General features: G+C 40.2%; 15 protein-coding genes. 8 read left to right on the top strand and 7 right to left on the bottom strand.

What is annotated here, in order from left to right; genetic code table 11:
- Positions 1–101 precede the first annotated feature (101 nt).
- From def to recJ, 5 genes are all read left to right on the top strand, one after another.
- On the top strand, positions 102–665 hold the full coding sequence (def, locus tag H6G14_RS01675) for a peptide deformylase (protein WP_190565408.1): 564 nt from the start codon (positions 102–104) through the stop codon (positions 663–665).
- Positions 666–677: 12 nt separating this feature from the next.
- A complete protein-coding gene (locus tag H6G14_RS01670) occupies positions 678–881 on the top strand; it encodes a hypothetical protein (protein WP_190565407.1) in 204 nt (67 codons plus the stop codon).
- 193 nt (positions 882–1,074) lie between these two features.
- Positions 1,075–1,944, top strand: coding sequence for a PD-(D/E)XK nuclease family protein (locus tag H6G14_RS01665; protein WP_190565406.1), 870 nt, complete (start codon positions 1,075–1,077; stop codon positions 1,942–1,944).
- Between the two features lie 69 nt (positions 1,945–2,013).
- The gene (locus H6G14_RS01660) at positions 2,014–2,655 is read left to right on the top strand and encodes a GNAT family N-acetyltransferase (RefSeq protein WP_190565405.1); all 642 of its coding nucleotides are present in this window, start codon (positions 2,014–2,016) and stop codon (positions 2,653–2,655) included.
- Between the two features lie 17 nt (positions 2,656–2,672).
- Positions 2,673–4,991: a single-stranded-DNA-specific exonuclease RecJ gene (gene recJ, locus H6G14_RS01655; RefSeq protein WP_190565404.1), complete on the top strand. Its 2,319-nt coding sequence runs from the start codon at positions 2,673–2,675 to the stop codon at positions 4,989–4,991.
- A 119-nt stretch (positions 4,992–5,110) separates the two neighbouring features.
- Here the strand turns inward: recJ and H6G14_RS01650 are convergent, their stop codons facing one another.
- From H6G14_RS01650 to tnpA, 3 genes are read right to left on the bottom strand one after another with little or no spacing between them, the layout of a single operon-like run.
- Positions 5,111–5,671: a putative antibiotic biosynthesis monooxygenase gene (locus H6G14_RS01650; protein WP_190565403.1), complete on the bottom strand. Its 561-nt coding sequence runs from the start codon at positions 5,669–5,671 to the stop codon at positions 5,111–5,113.
- Between the two features lie 36 nt (positions 5,672–5,707).
- The gene (gene tnpB, locus H6G14_RS01645; protein ID WP_190565402.1) at positions 5,708–6,916 is read right to left on the bottom strand and encodes an IS200/IS605 family element RNA-guided endonuclease TnpB; all 1,209 of its coding nucleotides are present in this window, start codon (positions 6,914–6,916) and stop codon (positions 5,708–5,710) included.
- Complete coding sequence (gene tnpA / locus H6G14_RS01640; protein ID WP_190565401.1) at positions 6,900–7,304, bottom strand: IS200/IS605 family transposase; 405 nt, start codon at positions 7,302–7,304, stop codon at positions 6,900–6,902. Before tnpA ends, tnpB begins: the two co-directional genes overlap by 17 nt.
- Before the next feature lie 221 nt (positions 7,305–7,525).
- On the opposite strand from tnpA, the gene H6G14_RS01635 reads away from it, so the two are divergent.
- The gene (locus H6G14_RS01635; protein ID WP_190565400.1) at positions 7,526–8,194 is read left to right on the top strand and encodes a class I SAM-dependent methyltransferase; all 669 of its coding nucleotides are present in this window, start codon (positions 7,526–7,528) and stop codon (positions 8,192–8,194) included.
- Here H6G14_RS01635 and H6G14_RS01630 read toward each other — a convergent pair.
- Complete coding sequence (locus H6G14_RS01630; protein ID WP_190565399.1) at positions 8,191–8,538, bottom strand: DOPA 4,5-dioxygenase family protein; 348 nt, start codon at positions 8,536–8,538, stop codon at positions 8,191–8,193. The genes H6G14_RS01635 and H6G14_RS01630 overlap by 4 nt on opposite strands.
- A gap of 139 nt (positions 8,539–8,677) precedes the next feature.
- Between H6G14_RS01630 and H6G14_RS01625 the strand changes: the two genes are divergently transcribed.
- Positions 8,678–9,187: a GNAT family N-acetyltransferase gene (locus H6G14_RS01625; protein ID WP_190565398.1), complete on the top strand. Its 510-nt coding sequence runs from the start codon at positions 8,678–8,680 to the stop codon at positions 9,185–9,187.
- Positions 9,188–9,332: 145 nt separating this feature from the next.
- Entirely contained in the window at positions 9,333–9,668 is a 336-nt protein-coding gene (locus H6G14_RS33450) for a hypothetical protein (protein WP_242053322.1), read from the top strand.
- Positions 9,669–9,787: 119 nt separating this feature from the next.
- Here H6G14_RS33450 and H6G14_RS01615 read toward each other — a convergent pair whose 3' ends face one another.
- The 3 genes from H6G14_RS01615 to ssuC form a co-directional block, all read right to left on the bottom strand.
- Positions 9,788–10,387 (bottom strand): thioredoxin family protein, encoded by a 600-nt coding sequence (locus tag H6G14_RS01615; RefSeq protein ID WP_190565397.1) that lies wholly within the window; start codon positions 10,385–10,387, stop codon positions 9,788–9,790.
- 213 nt (positions 10,388–10,600) lie between these two features.
- The gene (locus tag H6G14_RS01610) at positions 10,601–11,383 is read right to left on the bottom strand and encodes an ATP-binding cassette domain-containing protein (RefSeq protein ID WP_190565396.1); all 783 of its coding nucleotides are present in this window, start codon (positions 11,381–11,383) and stop codon (positions 10,601–10,603) included.
- Positions 11,384–11,431: 48 nt separating this feature from the next.
- Complete coding sequence (gene ssuC, locus H6G14_RS01605) at positions 11,432–12,256, bottom strand: aliphatic sulfonate ABC transporter permease SsuC (RefSeq protein WP_190565395.1); 825 nt, start codon at positions 12,254–12,256, stop codon at positions 11,432–11,434.
- Positions 12,257–12,462: the final 206 nt, after the last annotated feature.

The following is a 12,462-nucleotide window of genomic DNA, read 5'->3' as shown; positions in this document are numbered from 1 at the left end:
TGACTGTTGACCGTTGACCGTTGACTGTTGAGCAATGACTAATGACTAAATTGATAGAATGAGGTTTAGTAGGAATTTGCACAATCTAGCCGACAAAAGTCATGCCTTCTGAAATTGCTGTTGAGAAAAAAAAGTTAAAAAATCCACCTCTGCAACTCCACTATTTAGGCGATCGCGTGCTGCGTCAACCAGCAAAGCGGATCACCAAAGTAGATGATGAAACCCGGCAATTGATCCGCGATATGCTGCAAACGATGTACAGCAGCGATGGCATTGGTTTGGCTGCACCCCAAGTGGGAATTAATAAACAACTCATTGTCATCGATTGTGAACCCGATAACCCAGCGAATCCGCCACTGGTATTAATTAACCCCACAATTAAACAAGTCAGCCGCGAAGTCTGTAGCGCCCAAGAAGGGTGTTTAAGCATTCCGGGAGTTTATATGGATGTCAAACGCCCGGAAGTGGTAGAAGTTGCCTATAAAGATGAAAATGGCCGTCCTCAGACCTTAAAAGCTACTGACCTACTCGGACGCTGCATTCAACACGAGATGGATCACCTCAACGGTGTAGTATTTGTAGACCGTGTAGATAATTCCTTGACTTTGGCACAGGAGTTATCTAAAAATGGCTTCTCGTATCAAGCAGTGAAACCAGTAGCATAGGGTGGACTAGTAGTGTATTTAACTCCAAAAAGCGGTTTATTTCTCCTTGGCTCTTGCATAAGTGCGATCGCAGCTGTTGGCTCGGTGTTTGAACTCAGTTATGGACAACCAGATTTAGGCTTCCAAACCACCGCAGTTATCCTGGGTTTGAGCATTCCTCTTACAGGATTATTTTTTCTTGCCGCAGTGAGGGACGCAAAGGCTAACATTAAATAAGCATCAGGTACATAAAAAAGGTGAAAGGATGAACTAAAAGGCAAAATTCATTTCTTTCACCTTTTATTTATTGTTCAGCCCAGTAGAGTGATTAATTTTAGGGGTGTAAGGGTGTAGGGGTTTGGGGGTTTAGGGGTTTAGAGAAATTTTTTACTCAGCACTCAGCATAGGCGATCGCTTCTAAAATAGGATTATGCTGACAACCGACAATCAATTAATACGTCTGTCCCAAGGACAACTGAATTTACTCGAAACCTGTCCGCGTAAATTTCAACATACCCACTTAGAACAACTCAACTCACCTTCAGATCCCGATCATACGGACAAACTAACTTTAGGTAGCCGCTTTCACTTGTTAATGCAGCAACAAGAAATGGGTCTGCCAATTGATAGTTTCTTGCAAGCTGATACCCAACTACAAAACTGGATGTCTGGTTTTGCTAATGCAGCACCAGAAATTCTCACCCCTACCGATGGACAAACTTTCCGAGAAAGTGAACACTACCGGACTCTACAATTTCAAGACTATTTGCTCACAGTTATCTATGATTTATTAATTGCAGACCACCAACAAGCCCAAATTCTCGACTGGAAAACATACCCTAAACCACCAGACAAGCGTAAATTAGCCCAGAATTGGCAAACGCGTTTATATATGTATGTATTAGCTGAAACTAGCCAATACTCACCCGAAAATATTTCTATGACGTACTGGTTTGTACAATCTCAAGGCAAACCCCAAAATATTCAATTTACTTACAGTCAGAATTTACACATTCAAACAGCGAAAAAACTTGATCAATTACTAGGTCAATTAACTAAATGGCTAAATAATTATCAACAAGGGACTTTATTTCCCCAAGTACCCGTGAATAGTAAAGCCTGTGATTATTGCCAATTTGCTAAAAAATGTGATGGGTTACGCCCCACCATCGGCGATCGTCTCCTACCGACAATTGAACATAAACTAAATAGTAGCGAATCAAATTCTCTGGAAATCACAGCACCAGCAATCAATAAATCTTTCCCTGCTCTCGACGCTATTGAAGAAGTATCACTTTAGAAAAAACTTAAAATACATATATCTTTTCTTGTTAATACACTAATTTAAATCCTATTTTTTCACAAAATTATGGCAAACTTTGAGGAAAATGATATTATTTACGTGCGCGAATTAGGTATAGATGATATCGCCCCTGTATATCATTTAGGAGAAGAACTATTTACTAGTGATTTATATCCTTACCTTTATCGTACTTGGGATGAATGGGAAGTAATTGGACTATATAACACAGACCCAGAATACTGTTTAGTTGCCGAAACAGATGGAGAACTAGCAGGATTTATTCTAGGAACTATTATTACCAAAGCGTCTTGGACTTACGGATACATTTTATGGCTAGCAGTTAACCCTAAATTTCAACGTCAGGGAGTTGCTGACAAATTAGTTGATAAAGTCGTGGCTCGGATGATTGAAGATGGAGCGCGATTTATGCTAGTAGATACTGACCCCACCAATACACCAGCAGTGAAATTTTTCAACCGCAAAGGTTTTGGTAATATCCGCCAGCATATTTTCTTGTCAATGAATTTAAGCAAGCATCCTTATTATGGCAGACTAATTGACTACGAACATCAAAAAGCTGAGAGAGCAGGTTATAGGCGTTATCGTCCTGCCATTCGCGCACGTAAAGCAGATGGAGGTGCTAACGAGGTAGTCATTAATCCCTTAATCAATGAAACTCAAATTAGTGATGAGCAAAGTCCAATTTAAGTTTTTGAATTAATTCAATGCAGTGGATCATAACAGCAACTGAACAGCCACCAGAATGGTTTATTCAAGCAGTAAAAAAGTATGTGTCTGCGTCTAAAGGAATATATGCAGCACAATTATTATGGCAACGGGGTATAAAAGAAGAATCACAATTAGCAGCCTTTATTAACTTTAAAAATTATCGACCAGCCAGCGCCTTTGAGTTTGGGCAAGAAATGCAGTTGGCAGTGACAAGATTACAACAGGCACGCGACAAAGGTGAAAAAATCGCCATTTGGGGAGACTTCGACGCTGATGGAATTACTTCCACTGCTGTTTTGTGGGATGGTTTAGGGCAATTTTTTCAGCAATATCAACAGTTGAATTATTACATTCCTAATCGACTCAAAGAATCCCACGGATTGAATGAATCTGGTATTACTAATTTAGCCAAGCAAGGCTATACATTAATCGTCACCTGCGACACAGGCAGTACAAATATTGACGAAATTATCTATGCCCAAAAATTAGGTATAGATGTCATAGTTACAGACCATCACACCTTACCCCTAGAACGTCCACCAGTCACAGCAATTATTAACCCCCGCTATTTACCCAAGGAACATCAGCTATTTCATTTATCGGGTGTAGGAGTAGCTTATAAATTAATAGAAGCCCTTTATCAATCCTTACCGGATATACCCCAAAATCCTTTAGAAGATTTACTCGATTTAGTTGCAGTCGGATTAATCGCTGATTTGGTACAACTTAGTGGTGATTGTCGTTATTTAGCACAGTTGGGTATTCAGAGACTGCAAGCCGATTTTCAACAACCACCAGCCGCCAGGCGTAGGCCAGGGGTAGGGCGATTATTAGAATTGTGCCAGAGGAGTGGCGATCGCCCCACAGATATTTCTTTTGGTTTAGGGCCACGCATTAACGCGGTCAGCCGCATTCAAGGCGATGCTAGTTTCTGTGTAGAACTTTTAACCAGTCGTGATATCAATCGCTGTCATCAATTAGCCGAAGTCACAGAACTAGCCAACACCAGGCGCAAATCCTTACAGAAAGACGTACAAGCACAAGTCACCCAAAAATTTACACAGTTAGACTTATCAACTACCAGCGTCATTGTCCTCGAAGACCCCCAATGGCCAGCAGGCGTATTAGGCCTAGTCGCCGGACAAGTCGCCCAAGAAACAGGTCGCCCCACGATTTTATTAAGTACTGAGGGACTGGAGAATGAGCAAGATTCTTCCCAATCCCTCGCCCGTGGTTCAGCCCGTTCAGTGAATTCTGTTGATTTATACCAATTGGTGAAACACCAAGCACATCTATTACATCGTTTTGGGGGACATCCTTTTGCGGCTGGGTTGAGTTTGTTAGCCCAAAACATCCCCCTCTTTACCCAAGCAATTAATCAGCAACTACGGCAAACCTTGGGTAGTGTCAATCTCTCCCCGACAGTACAAGCCGATATAGCAGTCGCCGTTGCAGACTTAGGTAAAGAGTTATTTTTAGAATTAAAACTGCTAGAACCTTGCGGTATGGGCAACCCCGTTCCCAAACTCTTGATACAAAATTGCTGGTTTGAAAATGCTTGGCATCGCAATCAACAAGATTCGCAAGGCAAAAAAGTACAATATATCAAAGCCGAATTTGATATCCGTGATGACTCCAGCAAAAATCCCTTTCCCGGTATTTGGTGGGGACATTACAAAGATGAATTACCCATAGGGAGATGTGATTGCATAGCGGAATTAGACTACAACACCTTTAAAAAACGCTACGAAATCAGATTAATCGCCGTCCGTCCCAACCCCAACTCAGAACTCAAGACCCAACATTCAACCCAAATTCTCGACTGGCGCAACCTCCCTAGTCCTCAATCCCCAGTACCCAGTCCCCAATCCCTCATCCTAGAAGAATGCCCCATGAATTGGGATGATTTACGCGCCTGGTGGCGGCGATCGCTCTACAATAATCAACAATTAGTCCTTGCTTGGTCTAAACCCAATCTGCAACCACCGCAAGAAATTTGGTTGACCCTAGTTGGTATTGCCAAATATCTCAGTCGAACAAATCAATTAGCCACCCGCACACAAATTTTAGAAAAACTGAAAATTAGCGACAGAAGCTTACTTTTAGGCATCAAAGCTTTAAAATATTGGGGCTTTACAGTCACAAGACAAGACCGTTCTTTGCAATTTATTTGGAGTTCTAATACTGTAGTTGAAAGCAATGCCGATGTTGCTATTGCAGAATTTTTAGCAACCATCAGCGAAGAACAATTTCAGCAGAAATATTTTGCAGAAGTACCTTTGTCTACTGTTGTAGCAATGGTTAATAGGGTTTAAAAATAATCGTTGACAGTTGACAGTTGACTGTTAACGGACTAGAAATGATTCTCCCTTGAAACGATAATTAACTGAGTTTTCTGCTGGCTAATAAAGTTGCATAAAAGTGATTTTAATGTCTAAATTTTTCGTGATTTTGGATATAGCCAGGAACTAAACAATCGACTCACTCTAGGCATGACAACATAAGTTAACAGCAAAACCATAGTAACTGTAATGATCAACGAGATAATGAAAGGGGGTAAGCCCCGTAGTAGAGGCGTGATAAATGTATTTAACAAATTAATCAACACATATACAGATGCCCAAGTTAGTAAAGCTGTTTTATAGCGTGGTGGTGTCTTTAGTGGTTGACCGGGAAGAGAAAACCAAGCTTCTAAGCCATTGATTTGCTGAACTTGGGGTTCGGACTCTACCAAAGTTTCGGCTTGAGTTAGCCAATATTGGCGATCGCGTGATGTCATCCATGTCTTAAGATTTTCGTAGCCGTCAAATCGGAAGATAATCACATATTCTGTTCGCACTCCAAGTTGAGGACGAATAACATTAGTTCCCATATGACCAGTGTAGGTTCTGGCAACAGTGGTAATATCTTTCAACCAAGCTTCGTATGCTGTTTCACAACCTGGTTTGACAACTTGGGAAATGACCACCGTGATAATTTGATCGTCTTGTTCCATTTGTATAAGTACTATTGAACCTCACATGACTGAAAGTCACGTGATTCCTGCTTCAACGATATCTGCCTGAATCGCTCCAGGACTGACGAGTTCTCCACAGGCGTTTAGAGCCTCCGGGATACCCACGGCGGCTATTAATCTCAATCCCTCACCTAATATGTTCAAAGCTGCGTTATTGTCTCTCAAATTGTAACCACTACAACCAGGACAAGCCCATTCACGTAACTTTAAATCTTTGACCAAAGGGTTGATAAAACCACAATAATTACAAGTCTGAGAGGAGGGATAAAACGTACCAACTTTCTGCACAATTCTGTCATGCCATAAGGCTTTATATTCAAGCATGGCAACGAACTTAGACCAACTAGCGTCTGAAATACTCAATGCTAAGTTGTGATTCTTCACCATGTTGGCAACTCGCAAATCCTCAATACAAATAATGCTGTTTTCTTTAATTAAGCGAGTTGACAGCTTATGCAGAAAGTCATCTCTAAGATTGGTAATCCGTTCGTAAGTACGAGCCAGCTTGATTTTTGCTTTGACTCGATTAGTACTGCCTTTTACACTGCGAGATAGCTTTTTATGTGCCTTGAGTAACTTCCTTTTTTGAACTCTGTAATATTTTGGATTTTCTACAACTTCCCCATTACTAGTAACGAGATAAGACTTTATGCCTAAGTCTATGCCAATATTTTGACTCACTTGGGGATGTTTCTCAATCTCTGTTTCACACAGAATACTAGCAACATATTTACCAGAAGAAGTCCGAGTTATGGTAACGTTTATAAGCTTTCCGGTAACTTCTTGGGACTTATGAAACTTCACCCACCCTAACTTCGGAAGCTTTAAACGATTCTCTATTACCTGAATATTACCGTTGGTCAGGTTAGTTTTGTAGGACTGTTTACAACCATGCTTCTTTTTAAACTTAGGAAACCCTACACCTGTTTTGCTTTTGACCTTCTTTAAGTCAGCAAAAAAGTTTTTGTATGCTATCTCTAAATTCTTGAGCGAGTTTTGCAGAGCAAATTTATCTACTTCCTTTAACCATTCAATTTCTTTCTTGAGTAAAGTTAAACGTTGACTACAATCGTTATAGCTTAATGTTTTCTGTTCGGACTGATATAGCTCTTGCTTTAATGCCAGAAAGTGGTTATACACAAACCTTGCACAACCAATACTCTTGTTGATTAAGACCTCTTGATTGTGATTAGGAATGAGTGTAACTTTAAACGCTCTCTGCATTTTGGTTTTCTATGTACTTTTTGACTTGTGCTTCTGTATTTTCTGAAACAGTACTTACAAAATAACTAGGATTCCAAAGATGACCTCCCCATAGCTTTTTCTTGAGTTGAGGAAACTTTAAAAACAATTTCCTAGCTGATATTCCCTTTAGTATTTTGACTATATTAGGAATGGTGTGCTGAGGCGTTGCAGACACTAAAACGTGAACATGGTCTTCTACTACCTCAAGACTCTCAACCTTGAATTTGTAAAGAATTGCCGTCTCAACTAGAACTTCTTTCAGAAAGTCAGCTATTTCATCTTTCAGTACCTTATGCCTATACTTAACACACCATACAATATGATATTCAATCGCATAAACGTATCCTCTGCCGTGCTTTACTTCCATAATTTATCTTACCATGTGCATGACCATAGTAAGACAAAACATGGAAATATGGAAAGCCTAACTCATGACGCTTATGTCACGAGTGTGCGGCTTGCAGAAATCAAAACAAATACTACGATATTTTGAGCAATTTACTGTACTTAATGGTAAGATATCCACATAAATAAGTAGCAAAAGCAAGCAGCTGCGACAAACTGTAATTATTTATAGCTATTAACAATATGTCTATTGGTAAAAAACTGAGTCTGACAGATGATTTGTACAAATATCTGTTATCTGTATCCCTACGCGAACCAGAAATTTTGTTGCAACTGCGCCAAGAAACTGCTAATCACCCTCGTGCAAATATGCAGGTTGCACCAGAACAAGGACAGTTTTTAGGGTTCTTGGTGAAGTTAATTGGTGCAAAGAAAACTTTGGAAGTGGGTGTATTTACGGGCTATAGTTCTTTGAGTGTAGCCTTAGCGCTACCACCGGATGGTCAAATTGTCGCTTGTGACGTAAGTGAAGAGTTTACATCTGTGGCTCGTCGCTACTGGGAACAAGCAGGCGTAGCAGATAAGATTAACTTGCACCTTGCTCCAGCTACAGAAACTTTAGAGTATCTATTATCACAAGGCCAAGCGGAAACTTTTGATTTTGCGTTTATTGATGCTGATAAGGAAAACTATTATCGCTATTACGAACTGGCGTTGCAGTTGGTTAAGCCCGGTGGGTTGATTGCAATTGATAATGTATTGTGGTCAGGAAGAGTGACTCAGCCGGAAGTACAGGATTCAGCTACCGTAGCTATTCGAGAGTTTAACAGTAAGCTAGCTCACGACGATCGCATAGACATCAGTTTGATTGCGATCGCAGATGGACTCACCTTAGCACGCAAACGCAATTAAGAAATTCCCTGGAGGAATTTGATATTCAGTTCCAGCTTCTTTCCTAGCCACAAAGCGTGTGCTGTATGGTCTGTAACATCATCACCAGTCTCAGGGTGAACGAGAATATCTAACCCCTCACGATTCAACATTAGCCAGGGTACAACCTGCGGAAATTCGTGGGGTGCAAAGGCGACTTGATACATCGATTTTGGATGTGGCCCAACGGGTTGATCATGCCACCGTCCCAGTACTACTTCAAATTTAGCACCTAATCCTTCCCGTATCTTGGCGGCAACTTCACGAGTGTCAGAGTCATAGTACACATGAGCATGAAACCCAGTGATGATGCTATTTTCTTTCATTACCGTTTTTGCTGAGTTGGTCGAATCAGAATTTCATTCACATTAACATGGGGTGGCTGAGTTACGCATAAGCGATCGCCAAGTTGCTCAACGTTGTACGATGACCTAAGCAAAATAAAGTTCAGTCTGCAAACAACTTGTGATTAACCTACGCCCCGCCACCTTAGCCGATTTGAATTTGTTGCGACATTGGGATGAGCAACCTCATGTGATTGCTTCAGATCCTAATGATGACTGGGGCTGGGAGGTAGAACTTGATCGCTGTCCCGATTGGAGAGAGCAATTGATTGCAGAAATTGATGGTCGTCCTATAGGATTTATCCAGATCATTGATCCAGCACATGAGGATAGCTATTACTGGGGTGATGTTGGGGAAAATTTTCGTGCCATTGATATTTGGATTGGTGAAGAGACTGATTTGGGTAAAGGCTATGGAACACAAATGATGCAGCTTGCACTTGCTCGATGTTTTGCTGATCCGCTTGTAACAAATGTACTTGTTGATCCGCTAGCCAGTAATACCCGTGTCCACCGCTTTTATGAGCGCCTTAACTTTAAATTTATTGAGTATCGGCGATTTGGTGACGATGAGTGCTTTGTTTATCGCCTAAGCCGAGAAGATTGGCATCATACAAGCGAAATGATCTGAAGCATCTAAAGTCTTTCAATTAATAACCGCAGGAGTATTAGCAGGTTCAGGAAAGCGTAAACAAGAAATTGCTAAGTGTGATGAAAACTGAGTGATCTCTCACAATTAATTCATTATGCAAATAAGTCCTTAGAGAGGTGCTTGAGTGAGTCGAATCCTGATTACAACACTAGGAACTAGTAATTCTTGGGCAGAACCCATTCGTCAACTTCGGCGTGAACTTGGTTTATCGCCCATTAACTATAATCCTCTCATAGAGAACAAGTTTTCACCTGATCTTGTGATCGCGTTGTTTTCCTCAGTATTGGGTCAGCCACAACCCGATTGGCCTGCCAATACCGTAGTTGCAGGCTTTACGTTTTACGATGGAACACAAGATTCAACTGAATTCATGCCAGTCAGTAAAGCCTATACTGGTTATGTTACCAATTCACGCACTAATTGTATTGAGTGTCGATATCGTCTATCAGAGGCTTTTTAAACAAAGTGGAAGCTTGCAAGTGTTGTGGCGAGTTTTAAATCCCCGTTACAACAAGTAATTGCGAATTAGTTTAACATCGCTTATAACTTAACCGAACCGTATTGAAAAGCAAGTAATTATCAAACAGCGATCGCTGGATTTTGAAAATACACAGGCTCATTACCTGGCTTCCATTTGATATTACAACCGATGCTAGGTTTTTGATTCCAGTCTACCTCTCGACCAGCTAAAACAGATGCGATCGCACCCCGCAAATCTTTACCAGTTACAGGAATTCCATTTTGCGGACGGCTATCATCCAACTGTCCACGATAGACGAGTTTGCGGTTAGCATCAAACAGAAAGAAGTCAGGAGTGCAAGCCGCAAAAAAGTCTTTAGCAGTTTTTTGTGTTTCATCAAAAAGCAGAGGATAACTTAAATCTAATTCCTGTGCAAAAGCTTTCAAAAATTCTGGTGCATCATCGGGATGAGTATTAACATCATTGGCACTAATCGCCACAATTCCCAGATTACTTTGTATATAATCCTTTCCTATTTGTGCCAATTCAAACTTAATATGTTGTACAAAAGGACAATGACGACTCAAAAATATAACCAACAAAGCTTTTTTATCAGCAAAATCAGCCAGAGAAATCCTCTTATCAGAAACCACATCCGGTAAAGAAAAATCAGGTGCTAAAGTACCCAAAGGTAACATTGTCGAAACAGTCCTTACCATAAAACATCAATCCTTACTTAATTCTTTAAACTTTGCGCCCCTCTACGTTCCCAAAACAGAACTTAAACAGCTACAGCCACACACTTGTTATGGCAATTACTTAGTAGAAATACAGCACAGTAAAATCAATCTCAATTATAGGCTATTGAAGACTAATCCAACAGAAATCAATTATGATTCCTATATGAATTTATAATTTTCAGCTCATAAATTTCAATTACTTAATTGTATTAACTTTTTGTTGGCATACACATTTTCAGTTTTCATTACTTGCTCTAACACAGTTTCTCTGATGTTGATAAACACATCACTACTCCTATCTCTAGGACGTGGTAAATCGACAGGTACATCTAAAGTAATTTGTCCATTCTCAATAAGAATTACTCTATCTGCTAGTGCCACAGCTTCTTCCACATCATGAGTCACTAAAAAAGCTGTAAATCCGCGTTCTTGCCATAAATTTTCAATCAAATGCTGCATCTCTAAACGAGTGAGAGCGTCTAATGCTCCTAGAGGTTCATCAAGTAGCAACAAACGTGGTTGGTTGACTAAAGCTCTCGCTAATGAAACCCGTTGGCGTTGTCCGCCAGAAAGTACAGATGGCCATTCTTTTGCTCTATCCTTGAGTCCAACTTTCTCTAATGCCCAAAGAGCCTTATCTTCCCAGTTTTCATGCAAGCCTAAACCCACGTTGTCAATCACACTTTTCCAGGGTAATAATCGAGGATCTTGAAACATCACACGGATAGAATCACCAAGTTTACGCAATGGTTCTCCATCTAATAATATGCCACCGCAACTTGGTTTATCCAAAGCTGATACTAGACGCAACAAGGTACTTTTACCACAACCACTACGCCCTACGATTGCCACAAACTCCCCTGGTTTTACTTCTAAATTCAAAGAGTTTAAGACAGTTTGCTGACCAAAAGCTTTCGTTAAATCTAAAATACTTAGCTGTGTACCTTGTACGTTTGCTTGTAAATTGGCAACCATTTTCCAAACCTCTCCTGAAATCTGAATTTTAACTTTCGATTTTTATGATTATTTGAGTTGATAATTGGGATTCCATGCCAAGAATTTACTTTCTAATGTTCTGGCAACGGCATCTGCTAACTTACCGAGTAAGGCATAAATTACGATACTTAACACCACAATATCTGTTTGCATGAACTCACGGGCGTTCATTGCCATGTAACCTATTCCCGAATCAGCTGCAATGGTTTCTGCCACAATTAGGGTTAACCACATAATCCCTAAAGAGAAACGCACACCAACCAGAATTGAAGATAATGCTCCTGGGAAAATGATGTGCCACAAAAGCTGCGGAGTTTTTAATCCATAGACTTTTCCCATTTCAATTAATCCAGGATCTACGCTACGAATACCATGAAATGTATTAAGATAAAGTGGAAAGAAAACCCCAAGTGATACGAGAAATAATCTAGCTTGATCGCCAATCCCAAACCATAAAATTACTAGGGGAATTGTTGCCAAATTGGGGATAGTACGAAGCATTTGTAAGGAACTATCCAACAACTTTTCTGCTACGCGAGAAAAGCCATTGAGCAAACCCAAACTAAACCCAATACTACCACCAACTATAAAACCCGATATCGCCCGTGCAGCACTAATTCCTACGTGATGGAAAAGTTCACCACTAGCAGCTAATTTAAATGCTGTGAACAACACACCACTTGGTGCGGGCAAAATTCTACTGGAAAGTATACCGAACCTAGAAGCTGTTTCCCAAAGTGTTAGGACTAAGAAAGGCACAATCCAAGGAACTATTTTTTGGATATATGGATGCTCGATGAGTAATTTGAGTGATAAATTGTAACTTTTGGTATTTCTCAGACTAATAGTCACGTTGCTACGCTCCCAATTCAAAATAGTCTACAACAAGGTTTTCGCCTACAAAATTCCGATTTACATACCCCTTACATTCCCCATAAAAATTTACTAAACCCTAAATTTTTCTTACTCAGTCCTGAAAAACTCTTTAGTGATTGTGCCTATAAAATTTCCCCTATCTTTGGGTATTTAGTTGTTAAATACAGTATATTGACCGATTT

This window comes from Nostoc parmelioides FACHB-3921 (genome assembly GCF_014696625.1).
Lineage (GTDB): Bacteria > Cyanobacteriota > Cyanobacteriia > Cyanobacteriales > Nostocaceae > Trichormus > Trichormus parmelioides.
Note: the sequence above shows the minus strand (reverse complement) of the source record. Positions and strands in the feature narration are given on the sequence as shown.

What these genes read in the sequence shown, in the direction of transcription:
- tnpA (WP_190565401.1), bottom strand. Translation starts at nt 7,304, where the DNA reads ATGGAAGTAAAGCACGGCAGAGGATACGTTTATGCGATTGAATATCAT.
- tnpB (WP_190565402.1), bottom strand. Translation starts at nt 6,916, where the DNA reads ATGCAGAGAGCGTTTAAAGTTACACTCATTCCTAATCACAATCAAGAG.
- H6G14_RS01630 (WP_190565399.1), bottom strand. Translation starts at nt 8,538, where the DNA reads ATGAAAGAAAATAGCATCATCACTGGGTTTCATGCTCATGTGTACTAT.
- H6G14_RS01610 (WP_190565396.1), bottom strand. Translation starts at nt 11,383, where the DNA reads ATGGTTGCCAATTTACAAGCAAACGTACAAGGTACACAGCTAAGTATT.
- H6G14_RS01660 (WP_190565405.1), top strand. Translation starts at nt 2,014, where the DNA reads ATGGCAAACTTTGAGGAAAATGATATTATTTACGTGCGCGAATTAGGT.
- H6G14_RS01615 (WP_190565397.1), bottom strand. Translation starts at nt 10,387, where the DNA reads ATGGTAAGGACTGTTTCGACAATGTTACCTTTGGGTACTTTAGCACCT.
- H6G14_RS01635 (WP_190565400.1), top strand. Translation starts at nt 7,526, where the DNA reads ATGTCTATTGGTAAAAAACTGAGTCTGACAGATGATTTGTACAAATAT.
- H6G14_RS01650 (WP_190565403.1), bottom strand. Translation starts at nt 5,671, where the DNA reads ATGGAACAAGACGATCAAATTATCACGGTGGTCATTTCCCAAGTTGTC.
- recJ (WP_190565404.1), top strand. Translation starts at nt 2,673, where the DNA reads ATGCAGTGGATCATAACAGCAACTGAACAGCCACCAGAATGGTTTATT.
- H6G14_RS01665 (WP_190565406.1), top strand. Translation starts at nt 1,075, where the DNA reads ATGCTGACAACCGACAATCAATTAATACGTCTGTCCCAAGGACAACTG.
- def (WP_190565408.1), top strand. Translation starts at nt 102, where the DNA reads ATGCCTTCTGAAATTGCTGTTGAGAAAAAAAAGTTAAAAAATCCACCT.